Genomic DNA, 24706 nt, shown 5'->3' on the forward strand with positions numbered 1-24706 from the left:
TAATGGCGAATGTGAAACACATATTGGTTGTCGAAGACGATAGCTCGCTGGCAGAGTGGATAAGTGATTACTTACTCGACCATGGATACAGTATTACTGTTGCAAATCAGGGCGATTATGCGCTAGCAATGATCGCAGAAGAGCAGCCTGATTTAGTGCTATTAGACGTCATGCTACCCGTTAAAAATGGTTTCGATGTCTGTAAAGAAGCCCGGGCTTTCTATACCGGGCCAATTCTATTTATGACCGCTTGTGTTGAAGATGGTGATGAAATTCAAGGGTTAGAGGTTGGTGCTGATGATTACCTGACTAAACCTATTCGCCCACAAGTTATGCTTGCTCGAATCAAAGCCCTACTGCGCCGCGCAACTGACGATAATATAAAACAACAACTGGTATTCGACTCTTTAACCCTAAATGCAGCGGCTAAATCTGTCACCATTGAACAACAAATCTTAGATCTAAATGCAAATGAGTTTGATGTTTTATGGTTGCTGGCACTGAAGGTGGGCACTGTCGTTAGCCGTACCGCTCTAATTGCCGAGCTAAGAGGGATTGAATATGACGGCTTTGATCGCTCTATCGATATTCGTATATCGCGCCTACGAAAAAAGCTACATGAAGCGAAAAATCAGCCCTATAAGATCAAAACCATTAGAGGTAAAGGTTATCTATTTTGCCGTGAAGATGAATCATAGCTATCGATATACTGTGACTAGGTCATAAAAATGAAAAAATTAATCATCTCACTCGTACTGGTCGTGCTTGCAGCCATTATCAGTCTAGGTTGGTCAATAAGTGAATTTGCCTCATTACAAAACCCTGATACTAATATACCGAGTACTAACGAACAGTTAGCCGCATTAAAATTAGTGGGCGTTACATTATCGCGTACCCTTGCTGGCGATGAAGCCCATCAACAAAAGTTTATCGACAACTGGAATCAACAGAACCAGCAGCAGATGTCACTGATCCCAGAGGCTGCATTTATGCTACCCCCCTCATTAAAACTACAATTTGATAATGAAAAGACCCTAGCGCTGGAGTCTGACGAGGGCATATCACTGCACTACCTAATACCTGATACTGACCAAGTGCTCAATATCAAAACCCAACTCACCTCACCTGAAGAAAAAAGCTTTGACCTCAATAAGCTTTATACCATGTTGTTTTATATTGGTGTCGTGGCGATATTATTAGTATGGGTATCACCGCTTATCAGGCAATTATTAACCCTAAGCAAAACAACTCAAGCATTTGGTATGGGAGAGTTACAACAGCGAATTGACGTCAGCAAAACATCCTATATTGGTACAATTGAAACTGAATTTAACCGGATGGCCGATCGCATCCAGCAGTTAATTGATGATAATAAATTACTTAGTAGAGCCGTATCTCACGACCTTAAAACCCCTATTGCACGTTTACGTTTCGGCATTGAAGCACTTGAGGAAACTCAAAATCAACAACTGCGGGTTAAGTACTTTAAGCGACTAAATTGCGATATTGATGCGATGGAGGAACTGGTTGCAACACTATTAAACTATGCACGCCTTGACCAAGCGAATATTCAGCCTGAATTGCAGCCAGTTGAACTTAATGCCTGGTTAGAAAGAAAACTAGTTGGACTAGCCGACAATCGCTTACAACTGCAATATATTCCCGCATCGCAATCTATAATGGTCAATACGGATCCTAAATATCTATCGATGCAACTTGCTAATTTACTCAGCAATGCAGAACGTTTTGGTCAGTCAAAAATTAAGGTTCGAGTAGAACTTGTGGATAACACGACTTGGCTACACGTTGAAGATGATGGCTACGGAATTGATGAAGCAGAAATCGAACAAGTGGTTAAGCCTTTTGTCCGAGGCCAGCAAAGTCGAGACAATGCAGGCCACGGTATGGGACTTGCCATCGTCAAACGCATTGGAGATTGGATGGGAACAGAGCTTATTATTAGCCGTTCTATTGAGCTTGGCGGGGCAAAAATATCATTAAAGTTTAAATAACCAATCACCGCTAACTCTCGCATTGCAGCAAAACATATAAGCGCCCTTGAGGGCGCTTATATGTCCACTGCTTAGCTATCAGAAGAGATATTACTCAGAATGTAGCTGGTATCGTAAATACGTACTCCTGAACTCGCTGGGTGCTGCTTAAGACCTGTGACCTCAACAACGGTAGATGTCTCTTTATCAATTGTAGCGCTACCCCATAAGATATCGCTAGTGGTAGTGCCTGCACCAAATTGGCCAACCGAGTCTCGGTTAGTTTGCTCATTAGTAAAGGTAAAATAGGGGTAACCTGCTTTTTGGCACAGCTCTGCAGATTTCAACATGACATACTTTCGTGTCAGCGCCCTATCAGTATTAGTATTGCCAACAAAACTTATCTGCCAACTATCTGCGGCAATTTGCATTGTTTCAAAGCCTTTGCCAAAGGTCCAAAAACTCTTTTCAGTATCGTAAGGGGTCGCACAGGCTGTTAAAGCAAGCGCCACGACCATACCCACCGACAGATTACGAAACGATTGCTTTCTGTGTAATCGGTTTATCATTAATTTCATCATATCCCTGCCTTATACCAATTACATTAAGTATTTGACCCGTTCAGAGCCCCTCAGTGTTTTCAATTCAAAGCGCATTGCAAAAGAAATGTTTATTCTCTTTTGAGCCAATACAAAGCAAAGGTGGAAAGACTGAGGTGCTCACTTAGTGCAGCTAAGGTAAAAAATTGGCAAAACTCTGTATGCTTCGCTATGGAATTTGGATATAGAATAACTATTTGCTCAAATCCCACTACTTGCCTACAGCGTTTTCAATTCCCGCTGAACGGTCAAACTTTTAATACAATTGGTATTAATCTTTAAAAACTATAATTAACACCTAAGGTCGTTACCCACTGGTTATTGCTGTCGATAAGCGGCGAGTCAGCCATATCGGAGCTTAGGCGTGAATAACCTGTTGCTTGGGTAATATCTAGATGCTCACTAATAGGAACCACCATTGCGTAACCTACCTTATAAGCAAATGCCCCATCAGCTTGATATACAGGACGATTAACTGTGGCATCAGATTTAGAGACCCCAGTGTAATAGTTCACGTAGTCTTTACTAAAGTAATGAACGCCTGCATAAGGCACGAAATCAGCAAAGCCAATATTCATCGGATGGTAATAGGTGACGTCAGCTTGGTAACCATCATAAACACCGGTTACATCATGTTGGAATTTTCCAGAGAGAGTACCTTGTCCTAGGTGAAGGTCGGCATTTAAGCCTAAATCTCCACTAATTTTACGATCTTTCATGCCTTTTAAAATATCAGCATCATCTGCGTCAAAAGCTGGGTTTGCAGTCGCAAAAATACTGAAGTTAATGGCACTATCATTTGAGCCAAAGAAGCGGTAATTCACACCCGCGAGATCAGCATTAAAGTCCTCGCCATGATAACCACCGTTAATATAGACACCTGTTTTATGGTCCTGCCCTTTATAAAACTCACTGCCTGTTGCGGCACCAGCACCCGCAAAAAACTGCCCTTGATGACTGTATATGTTGCCGTTGCGAATATAGGTATTACCGCCCTCTGCGAATGCGGCATTAGACAATAAGATAGCTGAGATAGCGAAATAGATTTTATTCATGGAGTTAGTCCTTTTACATCGTTCAAATGACAGTGAGCTCACTATATTTGATGTCGATTTAGGACTCTGTATCCAAATGTATCCTGAGAAACAATCTGCAGATACATCCTTGAGAAGCTGCTCCCCATTAAGGTATCCAGTCGTTAAAGTGGGACGCTTTTCTTTTTTAATCCAATCGAAAAACCTCTTGATTTCTCTAGAGGCTTTTCGAAAGTGGCCGGTCGTTAATGTTGGATTCAAATACTTTCTTTATAACGAACTAACAAAAAAGCCCTTCGATTACTCGAAGGGCTTAATGCAAAGTGGTCGGTCGTTAAAGCTGGATTCGAATCTCTTTTTCTCGCTAAAACGAAAAAAGCCTCTTGATTTCTCAAGAGGCTTTTCGAAAGTGGTCGGTGATAGAGGATTCGAACCTCTGACCCTCTGGTCCCAAACCAGATGCGCTACCGGGCTGCGCTAATCACCGTAAACTTTTTAAAGATATCGTTATCATGTTAATACATGATATCTCCTTAATGACTCGGAGACGACAATCTTTTGTCTTGCTAAATACCGAGTAAACTCGTTACTTATTAATGTGGTCGGTGATAGAGGATTCGAACCTCTGACCCTCTGGTCCCAAACCAGATGCGCTACCGGGCTGCGCTAATCACCGAGTCAATATTGATGTTTAAAGAGGGTCACCCTCTGCTCCGTTTCTTATCACAATCCTGATGCTTTACCAGGCTGCGCTAATCATCGAGCTTTTTACTTTAAAACTTCACAAGGAAAATGGGGTGACTGATGGGGCTCGAACCCACGACAACCGGAATCACAATCCGGGGCTCTACCAACTGAGCTACAATCACCACTGCTTATTTCCTACTAACAAAACCGCCGTATCCAATCTGGTGCACCCAGAAGGATTCGAACCCTCGGCCTCACCCTCCGGAGGGGTGCGCTCTATCCAGCTGAGCTATGGGTGCCTGCCTTGTTAGCGCCGCATATAATATGGATAAAACGTCCCCCCGTCTACAGTTGATTTGCTTTTTTTATCTGTTTGCTCAAGATTTGAGTGATTAGTATGCTTTTAAAGCATTGCTGTACAAAATAAAGCCTTGGATATAAAGATTTTTCATGTTATTTATATTGATTAGCTCAATTCCTGATCAGAATAAAAAATAGCGCTTGGCGGAAATGCATGTTTAGGGAAGAAACATCGCAGTCGACAGAAACTGTGAAATTAAATAAAAGGATTGCACGCTTAAAAGTATTGGCTCAAAAATACAAGCGCGCAGAGGTCACCCAAAATGCTCTGTTAGATATTTCTAACTTCGCAGCAAGCGTCAGCACACCTGAAGAGTTCTATTCATCGCTACATCAATCACTCAAAAAGCTAATTCCCGCTGACAACTTTTTTATTGCAACTCTTAATTCTGCAACTGCAAGAATTGAAGTGCCTTTTTTCGAAGATGAAAAAGATCTCCACCCTGAAGATTGCTACCCCAAGGAAGATCTATCCGACATGCTCTACAGTGGCTTGACCGGATACGTACTCAAAACCGAGCAGGCTTTAATTTGTAATAACGATACCTACGCAGAATTGGTCGCCTCTGGTGTCATCGTGCCAAGAGGCAGTGATTGCCATCAATGGGTTGGCGTGCCAATTAAAAGCGCAGAAAGCACTACAGGTGTGCTTGTGGTACAAAGTTATCATACCGATACCTATTACGGTGATATGGAATTAGAGCTGATGACATTCATTAGCCACCATATATCAGCAGTGATAGAGCGTTTGCAATATCAGGAGCAACTCGAACTTGCTATCGAGACGCGCACTAAAGAGCTGAGTATTGCTTACAACAAGCTAAAGTTAGAAGTCTATGAGAGACGAAGAGCCGAACGATTACAAAAATCTCTGTTTGAAATCGCCGACCTTGCTACTTCAAACATTGATAACCTTGAGTTTTACGAAGAGCTTCATCGTGTTATTAGCCATTTAATTCCAATTAATAATTGCTTTATCTCATTACTTAATGAAGAGCGAGACTCACTGAGTTTCCCCTACTTTGTATCGCAATTTGATCTACCATCACCTAAACCCCGAGCCATTAGCGACGGCTTGACGGAGTACATCTTACTTAATCGTAAGCCTAGGCTATTAGAGCGCAGTGATATCGATGCCCTTATTCAGTCTGGTGAGTTGTACTGTGAAGCACCTGAATTGAACGATACTCAAGAGATAAATCAATGGATAGGCTTACCGCTATTTATTCACGGTAAAGTTAGAGGTTCGCTAACGATTTACAGCTATAGCTATAGCCAAAACTATCAAGAGAAAGACCTAGAACTACTGACGTTTGTATCACAACATATTGCGACCGCCATCGAGAAAAAGCTGTCAGCTGAATCATTACAAATTAGCTACGAACAACTTGAAGAAAAGATCAACGAACGCACCCAGGCGCTAGCATGTGTCAATGGTGACCTTGAGAAAGAGATAACCCAACGTAAGCGTATCGAGCGTCAATTAGTCCATGATGCCAAGCATGATAACCTAACTGGTTTGCCTAATCGCGCCATGTTTATGGAACGCTTGTCACAATCAATTAAACACGTTCGCAGGCATACTCTCGACAAGTTCGCCGTACTGTTTATCGATATGGACAGATTTAAGCTGCTTAACGACACCTTAGGTCACCTTGAAGGCGACCGCTTCCTTATCGAAACAGCAAAGCGTCTTAAACTCTGTATTCGTAACAATGATATGTTAGCCCGTTTAGGCGGTGATGAATTTGTGATTTTACTCGATTCTGTTGGTAGCCAAAAAGATGCTGAAGATGTGGCTGAGCGGGTATTACTTGAGTTATCGCGTCCCTATACATTGGCCAATCAACAACTCAACTCTAGCGCAAGTATAGGTCTCGCCATGAGCGGACAAAACAACGCAGATACCAGTGAATCAATTTTGCGCAATGCTGACAGTGCTATGTATCAGGCAAAATCTAAAGGGAAAGGTTGCTACGTACTCTTTGACCAAGGTAATAATAAGCAGCATGTGCAGGAACTTGAGCTAGAGAACGAGCTAAAAATCGCCCTAGAGAACGGCGATCTACAGTTGAGTTATTTGCCGATAATGGAACTCGAGAACGAACGTGTAATAGCGTTTGAACCTAGGCTTTTTTGGCAGCACCCAACCTTAGGAAAAGTAAAACAAATGCAACTCAATAACATTGCAGAGCACTGCAATCTGCTTATTGAGCTTGATAACTACATGCTGGCAATGATTAACGACGGCTTTCACTCGCTAGAGCAGCGCTTTGGCGTGGACTTCCATATACAAGTCTCCATATCCAGCCAGCATTTGAACCACAAACATGCACTCAGAGCTTTAAAAAATAAGATAAAGCAATGCAGCTTTGATCTCACTAAACTTACCCTATTCTTCAACGAAAAAGAGTTTGTGCAAAACGCCAATAATCATATCAATGCTTTTGAGCAGCTCAATGGCCTCAACGTGCAACTCGGTATAGATGGTTACGGCAGTGCCCATAGTGCGATAAGCAGCTTAACCTTCTTACCCATTCAGTCGTTAAAGCTAGACTCTAGTTACGCCACTCATCTTGAGAGCGAACAACACCTAAAACTAATAAAAGCATATTACAGTGCAGCTAGAGCATTGGAGCTGGAAATATTTGCAGTAGGGGTTTCAACGAAAGCGCATTGCCAACAGCTATCAGATATCGGTTTTGAAAAGGGACAAGGAATCGCACTAGGAAAAGTATTTGAACTTGATAATTCAAGCAACCAGGTGTGCGCTTAACGCAGCAGCTTAAGCTGCTGCGAAACAACAGTAACTACTTTTTAAACATATCTCTTAGGTTAGCAATATTGCTCTTACCTGTTTGCTGTCGCTGCTCTGCACTTTGAACTGGTTTTCGATTTTCCCAAATCAGATCATCTTGTGGCAGCTCCTTTAAGAAGCGGCTTGGCTCACAGCGAATAGTCTCACCAAACTGGCGCCGCTCACGACAGATCACAAACCATAACTCTTTTTGAGCTCGAGTGATCCCAACGTAAGCTAGACGACGCTCTTCATCGACATTATCTTCATCAATACTACTTTGGTGCGGCAAAATACGCTCTTCAGCGCCGACCATAAACACGTAAGGGAACTCCAAGCCTTTTGATGCATGCAATGTCATCAGCTGCACTTGATCGCCACCTTCATCTTCACTATTACGCTCCATCATATCGCGCAACGTTAAACGAGCCACAACCTCGGGCAATGTCATTGCCTCATCCAGGTCGTCACCTTGCAGCATCTCAGTAACCCAACGGTACAGCTCTGAAATGTTCTTCATTCGCATCTCAGCTGCTTTGGCACTGGTGCTGGTCTCGTACAGGTAATCTTCGTAATTAATATTACGGATCAGCTGCTTTACAGCATCGACCGGATCACCACGCTCGGCGCAATCCCCCATCTCCACCACAAAACGGCCGAATTTATATAAAGACGCCATAGCTGCTGGAGGTAATTCATGGTTAAGATCCGTTTCAAAAATTGCAGCAAACATGGAGATCTGTTTTTGGTTTGAAAAGTTACCTAAACGCTCCAATGTGGCAGGGCCAATACCTCGCTTAGGCAAGTTTACAATTCGCAAAAAGGCATTATCGTCGTCCGGGTTCACCACCAAGCGCAGATAAGCCATGATATCTTTTATCTCTGCTCGGCCAAAAAATGAGGTGCCACCGCTGAGTTTGTAGGGAATACGGTTAGTCATCAACGCCCGCTCAAGTAGACGAGATTGATGGTTACCTCGATACAAGATGGCATATTCGCCATACTGAGTTCGACCAACAAATTTATGACGGATCATCTCTGCGATAACTCGCTCAGCTTCTTGCTCCTCGTTAGCCGCAATCAGCACTCGGATAGGCTCACCATAAGCCAGCTCACTAAACAGCGCTTTTTCATATACGTGCGGGTTATTAGCGATCAAGATATTAGCTGCACGCAAAATACGCTGACTAGAGCGATAGTTTTGCTCCAGCTTAATCAGTTTCAATTTAGGAAAATCTTTACCGAGTAACACCAAGTTTTGCGGTTTAGCGCCACGCCACGAGTATATAGACTGATCATCATCACCTACCACAGTAAAACGCGCTCGATCTCCTACCAGCAGCTTAACCATCTCATACTGACTGGTATTGGTATCTTGGTATTCATCCACCAGCATATATTGAATACGAGTCTGCCAGCGGGTTCTCACCTCTTCATTTTGCCTAAGCAGTAAAGTGGGCAGCAGAATAAGATCGTCAAAGTCCAATGCGTTGTAAGCTTTCATATGCTGAGCATAGCGATGATACAGCACCGCAAAAAGCTGCTGCTGTTCATCTTTGGCAATCTTTGATGCTTGCGCGGGGATCACCAAATCACCTTTCCAATTAGAAATTGTGGTGGCTAGCAATCGCAACAGATCCTTGTCTTCATCGAGCTCATCTAGAGTCAATTCTTTAAGCAAAGCCAAGGTATCTTGATCATCAAACAGTGAAAAGCCAGGCTTTAAACCCACCACTTTATGCTCGCGCTTAATAATCTCTAATCCAAGAGTATGAAAGGTCGAGATCCACAGGCCACGGGCTTCTTTGCGTCCCATAGACTGCGACACACGCTCTTTCATCTCACGTGCAGCTTTATTGGTAAACGTCACCGCAGCAATATTGCGCGCCTTATAGCCACACTTTTCCACCAGATAAGCGATCTTATTAATAATCACTCTGGTTTTGCCACTACCTGCACCAGCAAGCACTAAACAAGGGCCACTCACATAGTGAACCGCGTCATTTTGTCCGGGATTGAGCTTCATCTGTACTTAACAACCAAGATATTAAAAGGAAGGCACTAAAAAACGAATGATAGCAGAAAGCGCCTCTCTAAAAAAAGTTATCAGACTATTCCTCCAGCGATAGACTATATTTAAAAACGAACCTCAGCCATGCCAGTGTAAAGAGTCGCCTCGCCTACCATTAATTCTTGCTTATCCACAATTTGAACACTAGACTAATGAATGAACGTTCATTCATTAGTCTGTGGTTTTATGTCAAACAAACGCGATTTAATTTTAAGGGCCTCTGAGAAAATCATCGCCTCTAGCGGGATCCAGGGGCTTTCCATGCAGCAAGTTGCTAACGAAGCGGGTGTTGCTGCAGGTACTATCTACCGCTATTTTAAAGACAAAAACGAACTTATTTTAGAGCTTAGAAAAGATGTCTTAGCCCAAGTAGCAGCGCATTTACTTGCTGACCACCAGCAAGGGACATTAGAGCAACGCTTTAAGCGGATCTGGCTCAGGATGCACCACTTTGGCAAACAGCGTTCACCGACCAATTTAAGCTATGAGCAATATGCTCATCTGCCTGAGAGCAATACCGAAGAGATCCGCGCTCTTGAGTTCACTCTGTTTGCGCCGCTACATCAACTGTTTGAAGAGGGCAAAGCCGCTGGCGTTATGCAGCCTTTGAACTCCCGCGCCCTCTATGCACTATCTATGGAGCCTGCAATGACGCTTGCTCGCACCATACGCCGCGGACTCATTCAGTATGAAACTCATGAGATCGAACTCGTTTGCGATCTATGCTGGAAATCAATTTTACTCCCAACTCAATCTACTCACTAAAGGAGCTGTCAGGACATGAAAAAATGGACCCTGGTAATGTTAGTTATCGCTGTGCTGGCATTTGGATCTGTCATCGGATTCAATCTATTTGTTAAAGGCAAGATTGCCGATGCTATTGCTAATATGCCGGAAGCGATTGCTCCGGTAACTGCGATTACTGTTGCGCCCGATTCATGGCAGCCAACAATCAACGCCATTGGTTTTGTTGAGCCAAACCAAGGTGTCACTATTTCTAACGAATTAGCAGGTGTTGTTTCTGCAATTAAATTTGAAAATGGTAGCTCTGTCGAAACAGGCCAGATGCTGATTGAGCTTGATTCAAAGGTAGAGAAGGCTAACTTAAAGAGTAAGCAGGTACAGCTACCCGCTGCATCAGAAGATTTTAAACGCTTAACAAAACTCTATAAGCAAAACTCAGTTTCCAAACAAGATCTTGATAACAGCGAATCAAAATACCTCGCGTTAGTGGCCGATAGCGAAAGTTTAAGCGCAACCATTGGCCGCCGCGAAATCAAAGCCCCCTTTGCTGGTTTAGTTGGTATTCGAAATGTGAACTTAGGTGAGTATCTGCAAACAGGTACTGAGATAGTGCGTCTTGAAGATATCAGCACCATGAAGATCCGTTTTACTATTCCACAAACACAGCTGCCACGTATTGCCAAAGGCCAGCCAGTACATGTGTATGTTGATGCCTACCCGACTGAACCTTTTGAAGGGGTGATCTCAGCCATTGAACCTGCTGTTTTCTACCAAAGTGGTTTGATTCAAGTACAGGCACAAATTCCTAATACTGATTCAAAGCTACGTAGCGGTATGTTTGCCAAAGTTGATATACAGCTGCCAGAGCTTACAGAACAGATAGTACTGCCACAAACAGCCATTAGCTTTACCCTTTATGGTAACTCGGTTTATGTCATTGAAGACAAAGTTGAAGATGGCGAAAAAATTAAGCGAGTAAAGCAAATCAACGTCAATGTGCTTGAACGTGGCATAAACAATGCGCTAATCACAGGCGATATTAAAGCAGGTGACATGATAGTGACTTCAGGCCAAGTGCGCTTGAGTAACGGTAGCAAGGTGAGTATTAGCGAAAATGATGCGCTAACGCCTCCCGCCACACTGCCACAGCTATAAGCGGAGATAGAGCTATGCGCTTTACTGATATTTTTATCCGCAGGCCCGTGCTGGCTGCATCCATTAGCTTTCTAATTCTGCTACTAGGCTTTTACTCGCTTAACAGTATGCAGGTACGAGAGTATCCAGAGATGACCAACACCGTTGTAACGGTAACCACCAGTTACTACGGCGCCGACTCTAACTTGATCCAAGGCTTTATCACTCAACCGCTTGAACAGGCATTAGCCCAAGCGGACAACGTTGATTTTATGACCTCAGACAGCTTTCTGGGTAGCTCAAAAATCACCGTCTACATGAAGCTCAATACCGACCCCAACGGCGCCTTGGCAGATATCTTAGCCAAGGTAAACTCGGTGCGCTCTCAGCTGCCAAAAGAGGCTGAAGACCCAACCGTTGATATGTCGACGGGTTCGCAAACCTCAGTGCTGTATATCTCGTTCTTTAGCGACCAGATCAATTCAAGCCAAATTACCGACTACCTGGAACGTGTGGTTAAGCCTGAGTTATTTACCATTGATGGTGTCGCTAAAGTAAATCTCTATGGCGGTATTAAATACGCCATGCGGATCTGGTTAGATCCGGCGCGTATGGGCGCTTTTAACTTATCTTCCACCGATGTGATGAACGTACTGCAAGCCAACAACTATCAATCGGCTGTGGGCCAAGCAAATAACACTTTCACCCTGTTTAACGGCACCGCGGATACTCAAGTCGCTACCGTGGCAGAGCTAGAAAAACTGGTTATAGGCAGTAAAGACGGTTTAGTCATTCGCCTCGGTGATATTGCCGATGTCAGCCTAGAAAAAAGTCATGACGTTTACCGCGCCTTAGCCGATGGTCAAGAAGCTGTTGTCGTTGCCTTAGATGTCACGCCAACGGCTAACCCACTGGTGGTGGCTGCAGATGCGCGTAGCATGATGCCAGACATCACTCGTAACCTGCCAGTGTCGATGAAAGCGCGCGTCTTGTACGATTCATCACTAGCGATTGATGAATCTATCAATGAAGTTATAAAAACCATTGGCGAAGCCGCGCTAATTGTAATTGTGGTGATCACGCTATTTTTAGGCTCATTTAGAGCAGTAATCATCCCGATTGTAACCATTCCGCTGTCATTAATAGGTGTAGCCGTCATCATGCAGATGTTTGGCTTTACCCTTAACCTAATGACGCTATTGGCAATGGTACTAGCCATTGGTCTTGTGGTGGATGACGCGATCGTAGTGGTAGAAAACGTTGACCGGCATATCAAACTTGGCGAAACGCCCTTCAGGGCAGCCATTATCGGTACTCGAGAAATTGCAGTGCCAGTGATCTCAATGACCATTACCCTCGCTGCGGTATATGCGCCGATAGCACTAATGGGCGGGATTACAGGTTCGCTATTTAAAGAGTTTGCCTTAACGCTTGCCGGAGCCGTATTTATCTCAGGGATCGTGGCACTAACACTATCACCTATGATGTGCTCTAAAATCTTGAAAGCCCACTCACAGCCAAATCGATTTGAGCGTGGCGTTGAGCGCTTCCTCAATGGCTTAACCACTCGCTACAACCGTATGTTAACCGCAGTGCTGAACCATCGCCCTGTGATAGTGGCGTTTGCGGTCATTGTGTTTGTTTCACTGCCGGTAATGTTTAGCTTTATTCCGTCAGAGCTTGCCCCAAATGAAGACAAGAGTGTGGTGATGATGATGGGCACAGCGCCATCAAGCGCTAACCTAGATTACATTCAATCGAATATGTCTTTGGTTACTGACATGATCAGCGCCCAACCAGAGGCTGCTGCGTCACTTGCCTTTGTGGGTGTACCTAATGCAAACCAAGCCTTTGGTATTGCACCTTTAGTGCCTTGGAGTGAGCGCGATAAGAGCCAAAAGGAGATGCAAAAGCTACTGGGTAACAAAGTTAAGAGCGTGCCGGGAATGGCAGTGACAACCTTCCAAATGCCAGAGCTTCCAGGCGCGTCTAGCGGACTACCTATCCAGTTTGTAATAACCAGCTCTGCCTCGTTTGAGAGCCTATTTCAAATTGGTAGTGGTGTACTTGAAAAAGTGCAGCAAAGCCCGCTATTTGTCTACTCAGAGATAAACCTTAAATTTGACTCTGGCACCATGAAGATCCATATCAAGCGTGACTTAGCTGGTACTTATGGCGTCACCATGCAAGATATCGGCATGACACTAACGACCATGATGAGTGATGGTTACGTCAATCGTATCAACCTTGATGGCCGCTCTTATGAAGTGATCCCGCAGGTAGATCGTAAATACCGTGCTAATCCTGAGTCACTTGATGGTTACTATGTTACTGCTGCAGATGGCCGCTCTATTCCGCTATCCAGCTTGGTCGATATAGAGATGATCTCAGAGCCGCGCTCGCTGCCACACTTTAACCAGATGAATGCGATAACAGTGGGCGGCGTTGCCACTCCTGGAGTCGCCATTGGTGATGCAATTGCTTTCTTGCAGAACATTGGCGATAACGAACTGCCTAAAGGTTACAGCTATGATTTCTTAGGCGAAGCACGTCAATATGTCACCGAAGGTTCAGCGCTATACGCTACCTTTGCACTGGCATTGGCAATTATCTTCTTAGTGCTAGCCAGCCAGTTCGAAAGCCTTAGAGATCCATTAGTGATATTAGTCTCGGTGCCTCTAGCCATAAGCGGCGCATTAATCGCGCTAGGCTGGACCCATGTAATGGGGTTGTCGTCGATGAACATCTACACTCAGGTCGGCTTGATCACCTTGGTGGGTCTAATCACTAAACACGGGATCTTAATGTGTGAAGTGGCTAAAGAGGAGCAACTGCATAACGGTCTAAGCAAAGTGGATGCCATTAAGCATGCGGCAACTATTCGTCTACGCCCAATCTTGATGACCACAGCGGCAATGATCGCCGGCCTGATACCACTGCTGTTTGCAGTTGGCGCCGGTGCGGTAGCGCGTTTTAATATTGGACTTGTGATTGTATCTGGCCTTGCCATTGGTACTATTTTTACGCTGTTCGTATTGCCTGTTATCTACACTTACCTTGCCGAGAGACATGAACCTCTACCGGTATTTGATGAGGAATTGCAACCTCATACATAGTGTATTGCTAGCACAATAAAGACCCGCGCTTATTTAGCTTAAAAACTAGGTCAGCGCGGGTCTTTTGTTTCTGGGGTTATTATCAATCAATATAAAGTCAGCTTGGCAGCTGATTATTTTGGCAATCGCTAGCCCCTAAGGTACAATCAACACATATTGAAACAGGCACCCTAGCGGATATTAATGATGATCAACCCAAAGAAAATCGAAGATGTAGCAAAGCAGCTTAGCGAAAACCTACCTGCTGGTCTTAAGCAGTTTGCGGGTGAGTTTGAAGAGCGTAGCAAGCAAGTATTGCAAAATCAGTTACAGAAGCTAGATGTTGTTTCTCGCGAAGAGTTTGAAGTACAGCAACATGTATTGATCAAAACCCGCGAAAAGCTAGAAGCACTGCAAGCTCAAGTCGATGCACTTGAAGCAAAGCTTAACGCTGAAGACTAGTTTTTACACAATAAAAAAGCACCTTCACTGGTGCTTTTTTATTGGCTAATTTACCAACCTACGTCTTGATTGCATCATGCTTGGCAAACAAGATGACGCAACAAGCCAGTAGTGCTAAATCTTTAACAATGAACTGACCACTGCCCGTTAGTACAGGAAAACCCAAGCTGGTTTCATAGCCTGGCAAAGTGATAACAAAAGTCTGCGTTGCCGCAAACGTCAGTGCAGCGATGCTCAAACCAAAAACATATGCTTTACCAGACCAAGGTGCCAGTAAAATACCTATCACTGCCAGCAGTTCAACCACGCCGATAAAGTAAGAGCCATGCAGTACGCTAAACAATGAATAGATCCAGCTAAATAGCGGACTGGTACTCATCAACCCTTCAATACCGTCAGCCTCTATTTGGGTAAACTTCATGCCACCAATCCACACCATGACCAGCAAAATTCCCGCTAAAGTTAACTTAACCGCAAGCTTATTAACCCTTGTGTGGCCAGCATAGTAAGAGGTGATAAATAGCGATACAGCAACTATTCCTAAGTACTTTATCAGCCCTTGCCCAGCACCAATGGCCGGAAAGCCTCCTAAAGCATCAATCCAAACAGGGTGGCTGAACATCATCAATAACGGCACTGTTGCTAAGCCCGCATACACATAGATGATGATCTGGCTCCAACGATAACTTGGCACAATAAGCGCAGCTAAAGTGACAAGCTGCATAATGCCTAATACAGCAGACAACCAAGGCAGTTCAGGCAAGTTAACAGCCTGCAGTTGCTTAGAAAAATAACTAACATCGTCAGCAGTGAAGCGAGTAACCGCGGTAAGTAGCAAAAAACTACCCAATAACCAACGCGATATTAATACGCTGTTGGCAACAACTAAGGATTTAAGCGACGTAAACATTAAGCGGTTCCTATTCTCATTCAATACTGGTTTCAGCAATAGACCCGTACATTGTCAAAAGCCTTTCAAACATTTTGCACCTCAGTTAAAGAAGATTAATTTACACTTCATGCTGTTGGGCTAGCATGGTGCGCTATCAAGGATTAATCTTGCCGTGCTCAAATCTAAATGATTGCACCGCCACCATTTTGCTTATCGAGGCAGCTATTGAACCATTTACACCGTGACACTAAAGCCAGTACCAAACTCATGTTGATTGGCTGGGGCGTATTACTGGCTATCCCCGCCTGCTTATATACATTTTCAGTGACCATGTTCCCTCGTATTGAACTTGATGCAGCTTTCGCGCAGCTGCTTTACTGGATAACCAGCACAGGTACTGCGCCGTACGGGATTACCACCGGTATTGTTATTCTTATTGCTTGTTACCAAACACTAAACAGAGCCGAATTTTTAAAGCTAGTCATGGCGGTTTCCATCGCCATGGCAACCACTTTAAGTTTGAATCATTTCCTCAAGCCATACTTTGCCGAACCTAGACCCAATGCCGCACTGATGGCACAGGAGTCACTGCTTAATACCAATGAATTTTATCAACATAACAAAGCCGACAAGCGTGAGTTATTAACTCAATCCATTAAGCAGCTCAAACTTAGCCGCAGTGATATCAACCTAAGTCCTGCAATTGAGGGACATTGGCAGCACGAGGTGGGTTACGCCTTCCCTTCTGGTCACACACTTTTCGCCGTCACGCTTGCGCTCGTTGTTAGCTTTTATCTGCTGTTGGCTGGACAGACTTTATTGCCATTGGTGCTATTAAGTTGGGCCATCAGCATGGGGTTAAGTCGCATGTGGTTAGGCATGCATTGGTCACAAGATGTACTTGCGTCAACGGTCATTGGTGGCCTTATCGCCTTTGCGAGTATTGCCGTCATGCAGCAGGTGACATTAAGTAGCCACTGGCTGCGGAAACTATCGACAAACAATAGGTGAAATAGCACAACACCTTGAACTTCAATAGAATTTAGGTATCCTCCCTAGGACATTACTTTAATCCCAAGAGAGATCCCAATGGCTGAGCTTCAACTGGACAAGATTGATCTGCATATTCTTAAGCTGGTGCAGCAACATGGAAAGTTGTCTAACCAAGAGCTAGCTGAAAAAGTGGGTCTCTCGCCTTCGCCGTGCTCTCGCAGGGTGAAAGCATTGGAGGAAGCAGGCTATATAGCGGGTTATGCTACCTTGCTAAGTCCAGCACATTTTGACTTAGCACTGACCGCCTATATCCATGTACGCCTTGAAAAACACTCCAGCGAAACACTGGAAAATTTTGAAGCTACCGTGGCCTCATACGATGAAGTGCAAGAGTGTTGTCTGCTAACGGGTAGCGATGCTGATTACCAACTTAAAGTGCTGGTAAGAGATATGCCAGCCTTCAAAGTGTTCTTACTCGACAAGCTAACCACCAATGAAAAAATTGCCGGTGTGCATTCAAGCTTTGTGCTAAAACAGGTCAAAAACCAAACTCAAATTCCATTACCTCAGTCTGCTGACTAACAAGTCTCAATTACCGGCGTTATCCTCTGTAGCGACTATAATCTGTGGATTCGGTCGCACTTTGCTAATTAATTCAAAAATGATTAAATTGCGTAGCACTGATACTAAACATTACCCAGCGCATAATAAAATCGCAAAAACTGATAGATATAATCATTAATCTTGATTAAAGGCTTTTTTAAGCGCTTTATTATCGAATCTTAAGTATTTACCGAATAGTTTTTGCGTTGACCTATTGAGTTAAAGCTCTATTATGCGCGCTCTTTCAATGGTTCGAGATTAGGTATGAGTACAGTAAAACAGGGGCATTTCAGCTCTAGAATTGGCTTCATCATGGCTGCAGCAGGCAGCGCAGTTGGTGTGGGTAATATCTGGGGATTTCCAACCCAAGCAGCCACTCACGGTGGCGGCGCATTTCTACTGGTATACCTTGTTCTGATCTTACTGCTTGGCTATCCCATGCTATTAGCAGAGTTAATGATTGGTCGTCATGGGCAAACAAACCCCGCTGACGCTATGGCTAAAGTAGCCACTAGTCCAATGGCTAAAAAAATCGGTAAAACCATCGGCTTTATCTCTATCATCACCGCCACTTTAATCTGTACCTTCTACAGTATTTTGTCAGGCTGGTTCGTGAGTTTCGCGCTAGCGCCCGTGGCGCAAGTTAGTGGTCAGACTGATATTGCCGCTTGGCTAATGGATTTCTCACTATCGCGCAATCTTGTATTTACGCTTATCTTTATCGCTATGGTAATCCTAGTGATCCGCCAAGGCGTGCAGCAAGGTATTGAGCGCTGGTCAAAACGCCTTATGCCCATGCTGCTAATCATCTTAGTCGCTGGCGTGGGTTATATTTTAACTCAGCCGGGGGCTATGCAAGGTCTTGAAGTACTACTGGTTCCTGATTTTAGCCGTATCTTTGAGGCTGAGGTATTAGTTGGCGCGCTAGGACAAACCTTCTTCTCGCTCACCATCGGAACCGGTGCCATGATGGTTTACGGCGCTTATTTGAGTCAAAAAGAGGATCTAGGCAAGCTCACCGCTTATGTCACCTTAACCGATACTAGCGTCGCCTTTCTCGCCGCGTTGATGGTGATCCCTGCCATGTATGTAGCCCAACATAACGGCGTACAGATTTTTGCCGAAGATGGCAGCCTACTGAATTCAGATACCTTAGTGTTTACTGTATTGCCTGAGTTATTTAAAACCCTAGGTGGCGTGAGCCAGTATCTGTTAGCCATTATCTTCTTTATGTTGATGACCATTGCTGGACTTACTTCAGCAATCTCTATTGTTGAAGTACCCACCAGTTATATTGTCGAGAAGAGTAACTTAAGCCGTGATAAAGCAACCTTACTCGTCGGCGCAGTAATCGCCATTTTGTCAATGGTGGTGGTGTTTAACTTCAGCGCGCTATTTGGCTTTATGATCACCATGACCACTGAGCGAGCACAGCCACTCATCGCCTTAGGTATCGCAATCTTCTTGGGCTGGGTGTGGAATCGCAATAAGTTAATCAGCACCATTGCAGCCCAAGATGGCGTTAAAGCTGATAGCTGGTTTTGGAAACTATGGCCGGTGTATGTGAAGTTTGTCTGCCCGCTGTTGATTGTCGTGATCATCATGCAGTTGTTTAGCAAATAACGATTGCACATTGTTTCTATGGTTCCCCGCTATATGCGGGGATTTTTGTTTGCCGATACTATGGAGTTCATAAAGCTAGATTCTTTAGCGCTGTTAAAAGGTGAAATGACGAGTCACTTTGATATAAGCTAGATACCTATACGGGCATTATGTTTAGCAAAGGCTTAGTAAATGGAAATGACATTAATATATCTATTAATCATTCTTAGCGTGTTGTTCATTCTAAATAGTATTGCCACTTGTATTGTTTGGAATACCCATTTTGAAGTTAAAGAAAGGCGAATATATCAAACTATATTCATATGGTTAGTGCCAATAATTGGGGCATCTATGGCCATTTATATCAATCGAGAAGACGACTTCGCTAAAAAGCAACAGCCTCAAGTTGGCAATAACTCAAATATCACAGACTCCCAGGCAATCAGCTTCGGGAGTCACACCGGCGGTGGACGGTAATATCGACACATGAACAGGCCGCTCATTTATCCTGAGCGGCCTGTTATATTCTTGCTAGTTTAAGATGCAGCTGCAAACCAGTTTAAGCAGGCTGAACCAATACTTCATCCAACGCTTTAATGCACAGCGCAACATTTTCACGGCGGGCGGCATAACCCATCAAGCCGATTCGCCAAGCCTTGCCAGCCAATGCACCAAGGCCTGCACCAATCTCTAGGTTATAGTTTTCGAGTAGCTGCTTGCGCACTTTAGCATCATCGATACCTTCTGGAATATATACCGCGTTTAACTGCGGTAATCTATCAGCCTCGGCCACCACGAATTTAAGCCCAAGTCGCTGCAAACCATGACGCAATACTTGATGCATGTCCGCATGACGTTGCCATGCATGCTCCAACCCTTCAAGCGACAACAAGCGCAGCGATTCATGCAGCGCATACAATGCGTTTACTGGTGCAGTATGGTGATAGCTACGTTTACCGCCGCTCTCGCCGGTCCAGTAACCCATTACCAGTGTTTGATCGAGGAACCAGCTTTGCACAGGTGTCTTACGCGCTTTCATCTTCTCAACGGCTTTTGGTGAGAACGACACTGGCGACAAACCTGGCACACAAGAGAGACATTTCTGACTGCCAGAATAGATGGCATCAATGCCCCACTCATCCACTCTTAGCTCTACGCCACCTAGCGAAGTGACTGCGTCAACAATCGATATACAGCCGTGCTGCTTAGCGAGCGCACACAGTGCTTTAGCATCGGATAGTGCGCCAGTTGAGGTCTCGGCATGCACAAAGGCAAGGAACTTGGCATCTGGATTTTCAGCTAATGCATTGGCAACCGTATCAACATCTACCGCTTTCCCCCACTCGTTATCGACCATTACCGCAACGCCGCCGCAACGTTCGACGTTCTGGCGCATACGTTCACCGAACACACCATTACGGCAAACAATCACTTTTTCGCCCGGCTCAACCAGATTCACGAAACAGGTTTCCATGCCCGCACTGCCTGGTGCTGACACAGCTAATGTCATCTCATTTTTGGTTTGAAATGCATATTGGATCAGGGACTTTAACTCATCCATCATGCCTACAAATAACGGGTCTAGATGACCTATAGTCGGCTTTGCTTGGGCTGCGAGTACCTCTGGATAAACGTCTGAAGGCCCCGGTCCCATCAGCACTCTGCGCGGTGGATTAAACGGTTCGATATAGGGTGCTATTAACATTACATTTCCTTAGCAACAAATACTTTGCTGTGGTTAAGACTGAACTGCCGATTGATTTTGCCTAAACAAAAGCCCGTTGCTGGCTAGAGTATTGCTATCAATATTATTGTTATTTGGTATAAGACCATATTACAAAACAAGCAGTAAAACTATAGTCAAACAGTCTTAAGTGGCAGAATTAAGGGGATATTTGTCTGGTATAATATGACTAAGCAGTGAATGAGATTGATTAAGTCTTACCCAGTAGCAGCATAAATAAAAAAGGACGCTAATGCGCCCTTTCGTTGATGATCACCTATCAATCGCGATTATCTAGAAACAGCTTATAAGCAGGGCTCTTGGTTTCTTCTTGATAGACAAAGCCAAGCTCAGTCAAAAACTGCTGGAAAGCAAGGTTATCGCGCTCAGGTACTTCAAAGCCAGCTAGCACTCTGCCGTAGGCAGCCCCATGATTGCGGTAATGGAATAAACTGATATTCCACTTGCTCTGCAAGGTGGTTAAAAACTTAAATAAAGCGCCAGGATGCTCTGGAAACTCAAAGCTAAATAAACGCTCCTCTAATGGCTCTGGCGGATGGCCGCCGACCATGTAACGCACATGCAATTTTGCCGTTTCGTCTTGAGAAAGATCTTGCACCCCGAAGCCTTCAGACTCAAGATTGGCAACGATCTCATCAACTTCAGTTTGCCCCTCAGATAAACGAATACCCGCAAACACCACCGCTTTCTCGCGACTACTAAAGCGATAGTTGAACTCCGTCATCGCTCGCTTACCAAGCAGCTCGCAAAAACGTAGGAAGATCCCCGGACGCTCTGGCACTTTAACGGCTAAAATGGCTTCTTTTTGCTCGCCAAGTTCACAGCGCTCAGACACATAGCGCAAACCATGAAAATTCACGTTAGCACCGCTTAGAATCGCGGCAACCTTCTCGCCGTTACCATTATTACCAACGTACTTTTTAAGGCCCGCCAGTGACAATGCTCCCGAAGGTTCAGCAATTGCACGAGTATCTTCAAAAATATCTTTAACTGCTGCGCAAATTTCATCAGAGGTAACCGTAATCACATCATCAACATATTCACGCGCTAACCTAAACGGCTCAGCGCCAATCTGCTTAACCGCCACACCGTCGGCAAACAAACCCACTTGAGGCAGTACTACACGCTCTCCAGCATCGAGCGCAGCCTTTAAACAGGCTGAGTCTTCTGGCTCTACACCGATGATCTTAACTTGCGGCATCACTGCTTTATAATAAGCAGCAATCCCCGCGATTAAACCGCCGCCGCCAACAGGCACAAATACCACTTCAAGATCGCGCTGCTGCTGCACCATCTCTTGCGCCACAGTGCCTTGGCCAGCAATCACCGCTTCATCATCAAACGGCGCCACATACACGCGCCCTTCAGTCTTAGATAAATTTTGAGCAAAAGCATTGGCTTGGTCAAACGCTTGGCCATGCAATACCACTTCGCCGCCTAAGCGCCTAACCGCATCAACTTTAATGTCGGGAGTGGTTTCCGGCATCACAATAACCGCGCTAATACCACGAGCGGCAGCAGACATCGCGACCCCTTGCGCATGGTTACCCGCAGAGGCGCAAACCACGCCACACTCACACTCCTCTTTCGTTAGCTCGGCAATCTTGTTGTAAGCACCGCGTAGCTTAAAAGAGTGCACAGGCTGCAGATCTTCACGCTTTAAAAATACCTGACAACCTATACGCGCCGACAGCTTATTAAGGCTAGCAAGCGGGGTTACCTTAGCCACATCGTAAACAGAAGACAGTAGTATTTTCTGTAAATAATAATGAGCCAGATCCAGTTGTGATTGTGATGCTAAAGCCAACATAAACGCCCCTTAAATCGATTAGCCCAGTTTACTGGTATCGCGCACAGCACCTTTATCGGCACTGGTGGCAAGTAATGCATAAGCTTTAAGTGCCATCGACACTTGCCTAACACGTCCAAGTGGCTTCCAAGCATCTTTGCCTAATGCTTCCATTGCGGTGCGACGCGCAGCCAATTCAACATCGCTAACAGCCAACTTGATAGAGCGCGCTGGAATATCAATCTCAATTCTGTCACCAGTGTTAACCAATGCGATAGTACCGCCCGCTGCTGCTTCTGGCGAAACATGACCAATCGATAAGCCTGAGGTACCACCAGAGAAACGACCATCGGTAATAAGCGCACATTTAGTGCCTAAACCGCGTGATTTAAGGTAACTAGTTGGGTAAAGCATCTCTTGCATACCTGGGCCACCTTTAGGGCCTTCATAGCGAATGACCACTACATCACCTGCAACCACTTCACCACCTAAAATGCCAGCAACGGCATCGTCTTGGCTCTCATATACTCGCGCACTGCCGACAAAGATGTGGTTCTCCACTTCAACCCCAGCCGTTTTTACAATGCAACCATTGGCAGCGACGTTGCCAGATAATACGGCTAGGCCGCCTTCTTGGCTGAAAGCAAATTCGCGGGTACGGATACATCCCGCTTCACGGTCGACATCAACGCTATCCCAGCGGCAACTTTGGCTAAAGGCTTTGGTGGTTGGAATGCCTGCAGGGCCAGCTGAGAAGAACTTGTGTACCGCTTCATCTTTGCTTTGGGCAATATCGTATTTAGCCAACACTTCAGCCAAGTTTTTACCCGCTACGTGGTAAGCATCATTATGTAATAGACCAGCTCTATCAAGCTCGCCCAAAATACCCATCACGCCACCAGCACGGTGTACATCTTCCATATGGTATTTTGGCGTCGAGGGTGCAACTTTACACAGATGCGGCACAAGACGAGACAAACGGTCAATATCGTCCATGCTGAAATCAACTTCAGCTTCAATTGCCGCTGCAAGCAGATGCAATACCGTATTACTTGAGCCGCCCATGGCTATATCAAGGGTCATAGCATTTTCAAACGCATTAAAGTTAGCGATGTTACGCGGTAGTGCTGACTCATCATCGTCACGGTAGTAACGCGTTGCCAAGTCCATAATACGGCGACCCGCTTCTAAGAATAACTCGCGGCGATCTGCATGAGTCGCCAACATAGAGCCATTACCTGGTAGTGATAAACCAAGGGCTTCAGTTAAACAGTTCATTGAGTTTGCGGTGAACATACCTGAGCATGATCCACACGTTGGGCAAGCACTACGTTCAATCTGTTCACTGTCGGCATCTGATACTCGATCATCAGCGCCTGCTACCATGGCATCCACTAAGTCGAGTTTAATGATGTTGTCAGAAAGCTTGGTTTTGCCCGCTTCCATCGGTCCGCCAGAGACAAAAATCACTGGAATGTTCAGTCTTAAAGCAGCCATCAGCATGCCAGGAGTGATCTTGTCACAGTTAGAGATACATACCAGCGCATCGGCGCAGTGCGCATTAACCATGTACTCAACACTGTCAGCAATTAGCTCACGTGATGGCAGGCTGTAGAGCATACCGCCGTGCCCCATGGCGATACCGTCATCAACCGCAATGGTATTAAACTCTTTGGCGATACCGCCCGCTTCTTCAATTGCGCCCGCCACGAGTGAGCCCATATCTTTAAGATGCACATGGCCCGGTACAAACTGGGTAAACGAGTTAGAGATAGCAATAATTGGCTTACCAAAGTCATTATCTTTAACACCGGTAGCACGCCAAAGCGCACGCGCTCCCGCCATGTTACGACCTTCGGTACTGGTTGCTGAACGTAATTTTGGCATTGCTTTAATCCTTGTTTAGAGAAGGTTCTAGGTGCAAAACACCTGATTGTTACCTTCTATTTTTCAATTCATTGGCCTGAGATATCGTTCTCAGTTTTTATGTTTGACGTTAATCTTTTTCAGCTTTCATGTAGGTCGGTATTTATGCCGACAAACTATCGAGCAACCCCTTTTGTCGACGGGCTGAAGCCCGACCTACAAAACAATGTTTACCAATAGGTC

General features: G+C 44.9%; 17 protein-coding genes and 4 tRNA genes. 10 read left to right on the forward strand and 11 right to left on the reverse strand.

Annotation, left to right across the window (positions count from 1 at the left end):
• The first annotated feature begins 2 nt into the window (after positions 1-2).
• Together K5R16_RS15985 and K5R16_RS15990 are read left to right on the forward strand one after the other, a co-directional pair.
• Positions 3-698 carry a response regulator transcription factor gene (locus K5R16_RS15985; protein WP_220738541.1) on the forward strand — a complete coding sequence of 232 codons (696 nt, stop codon included), beginning with the start codon at positions 3-5 and terminating at the stop codon, positions 696-698.
• Between the two features lie 30 nt (positions 699-728).
• A complete protein-coding gene (locus K5R16_RS15990; protein WP_220738542.1) occupies positions 729-2012 on the forward strand; it encodes an ATP-binding protein in 1284 nt (427 codons plus the stop codon).
• Positions 2013-2083: 71 nt separating this feature from the next.
• Here the strand turns inward: K5R16_RS15990 and K5R16_RS15995 are convergent, their stop codons facing one another.
• The 6 genes from K5R16_RS15995 to K5R16_RS16020 form a co-directional block, all read right to left on the reverse strand.
• Entirely contained in the window at positions 2084-2509 is a 426-nt protein-coding gene (locus tag K5R16_RS15995; RefSeq protein ID WP_220738571.1) for a hypothetical protein, read from the reverse strand.
• Positions 2510-2868: 359 nt separating this feature from the next.
• A complete protein-coding gene (gene ompV, locus K5R16_RS16000) occupies positions 2869-3645 on the reverse strand; it encodes an outer membrane protein OmpV (RefSeq protein ID WP_220738543.1) in 777 nt (258 codons plus the stop codon).
• Positions 3646-4034: 389 nt separating this feature from the next.
• Positions 4035-4111, reverse strand: a tRNA-Pro gene (locus tag K5R16_RS16005).
• A gap of 112 nt (positions 4112-4223) precedes the next feature.
• Positions 4224-4300, reverse strand: a tRNA-Pro gene (locus K5R16_RS16010).
• 117 nt (positions 4301-4417) lie between these two features.
• Positions 4418-4493, reverse strand: a tRNA-His gene (locus K5R16_RS16015).
• A 40-nt stretch (positions 4494-4533) separates the two neighbouring features.
• Positions 4534-4610, reverse strand: a tRNA-Arg gene (locus K5R16_RS16020).
• Between the two features lie 215 nt (positions 4611-4825).
• Between K5R16_RS16020 and K5R16_RS16025 the strand changes: the two genes are divergently transcribed.
• Positions 4826-7447 (forward strand): diguanylate cyclase domain-containing protein, encoded by a 2622-nt coding sequence (locus K5R16_RS16025; protein ID WP_220738544.1) that lies wholly within the window; start codon positions 4826-4828, stop codon positions 7445-7447.
• Between the two features lie 34 nt (positions 7448-7481).
• On the opposite strand, the gene rep is transcribed toward K5R16_RS16025, so the two are convergent.
• Positions 7482-9494, reverse strand: a complete 2013-nt coding sequence (gene rep, locus K5R16_RS16030; RefSeq protein ID WP_220738545.1) for a DNA helicase Rep — start codon at positions 9492-9494, stop codon at positions 7482-7484.
• A 231-nt stretch (positions 9495-9725) separates the two neighbouring features.
• Between rep and K5R16_RS16035 the strand changes: the two genes are divergently transcribed.
• The 4 genes from K5R16_RS16035 to K5R16_RS16050 all read left to right on the forward strand — a co-directional run bounded on the left by K5R16_RS16035 (position 9726) and on the right by K5R16_RS16050 (position 14974).
• Positions 9726-10304: a TetR/AcrR family transcriptional regulator gene (locus K5R16_RS16035; RefSeq protein WP_220738546.1), complete on the forward strand. Its 579-nt coding sequence runs from the start codon at positions 9726-9728 to the stop codon at positions 10302-10304.
• Positions 10305-10319: 15 nt separating this feature from the next.
• Positions 10320-11438: an efflux RND transporter periplasmic adaptor subunit gene (locus K5R16_RS16040; protein WP_220738547.1), complete on the forward strand. Its 1119-nt coding sequence runs from the start codon at positions 10320-10322 to the stop codon at positions 11436-11438.
• Positions 11439-11452: 14 nt separating this feature from the next.
• Positions 11453-14533 (forward strand): multidrug efflux RND transporter permease subunit, encoded by a 3081-nt coding sequence (locus tag K5R16_RS16045; protein ID WP_220738548.1) that lies wholly within the window; start codon positions 11453-11455, stop codon positions 14531-14533.
• A 186-nt stretch (positions 14534-14719) separates the two neighbouring features.
• Complete coding sequence (locus K5R16_RS16050) at positions 14720-14974, forward strand: accessory factor UbiK family protein (RefSeq protein WP_220738572.1); 255 nt, start codon at positions 14720-14722, stop codon at positions 14972-14974.
• 58 nt (positions 14975-15032) lie between these two features.
• On the opposite strand, the gene K5R16_RS16055 is transcribed toward K5R16_RS16050, so the two are convergent.
• Complete coding sequence (locus K5R16_RS16055; RefSeq protein ID WP_220738549.1) at positions 15033-15884, reverse strand: DUF417 family protein; 852 nt, start codon at positions 15882-15884, stop codon at positions 15033-15035.
• 207 nt (positions 15885-16091) lie between these two features.
• Here K5R16_RS16055 and K5R16_RS16060 point away from each other — a divergent pair, with 207 nt between their 5' ends.
• From K5R16_RS16060 to K5R16_RS16070, 3 genes are all read left to right on the forward strand, one after another.
• Positions 16092-16877, forward strand: coding sequence for a phosphatase PAP2 family protein (locus K5R16_RS16060; RefSeq protein ID WP_259649907.1), 786 nt, complete (start codon positions 16092-16094; stop codon positions 16875-16877).
• Positions 16878-16955: 78 nt separating this feature from the next.
• A complete protein-coding gene (locus tag K5R16_RS16065) occupies positions 16956-17441 on the forward strand; it encodes an Lrp/AsnC family transcriptional regulator (RefSeq protein ID WP_220738550.1) in 486 nt (161 codons plus the stop codon).
• A 285-nt stretch (positions 17442-17726) separates the two neighbouring features.
• Positions 17727-19085 (forward strand): sodium-dependent transporter, encoded by a 1359-nt coding sequence (locus tag K5R16_RS16070; RefSeq protein WP_220738551.1) that lies wholly within the window; start codon positions 17727-17729, stop codon positions 19083-19085.
• A 538-nt stretch (positions 19086-19623) separates the two neighbouring features.
• Here the strand turns inward: K5R16_RS16070 and K5R16_RS16075 are convergent.
• The 3 genes from K5R16_RS16075 to ilvD form a co-directional block, all read right to left on the reverse strand.
• Entirely contained in the window at positions 19624-20769 is a 1146-nt protein-coding gene (locus tag K5R16_RS16075; RefSeq protein ID WP_220738552.1) for an alanine--glyoxylate aminotransferase family protein, read from the reverse strand.
• A 298-nt stretch (positions 20770-21067) separates the two neighbouring features.
• Positions 21068-22618, reverse strand: coding sequence for a threonine ammonia-lyase, biosynthetic (gene ilvA, locus K5R16_RS16080; RefSeq protein WP_220738553.1), 1551 nt, complete (start codon positions 22616-22618; stop codon positions 21068-21070).
• Between the two features lie 18 nt (positions 22619-22636).
• Positions 22637-24484, reverse strand: coding sequence for a dihydroxy-acid dehydratase (gene ilvD / locus K5R16_RS16085; protein WP_220738554.1), 1848 nt, complete (start codon positions 24482-24484; stop codon positions 22637-22639).
• Between the last annotated feature and the right edge of the window lie 222 nt (positions 24485-24706).

The organism is Shewanella sp. c952 (assembly GCF_019654975.1).
Taxonomy (GTDB): Bacteria; Pseudomonadota; Gammaproteobacteria; order Enterobacterales; family Shewanellaceae; genus Shewanella.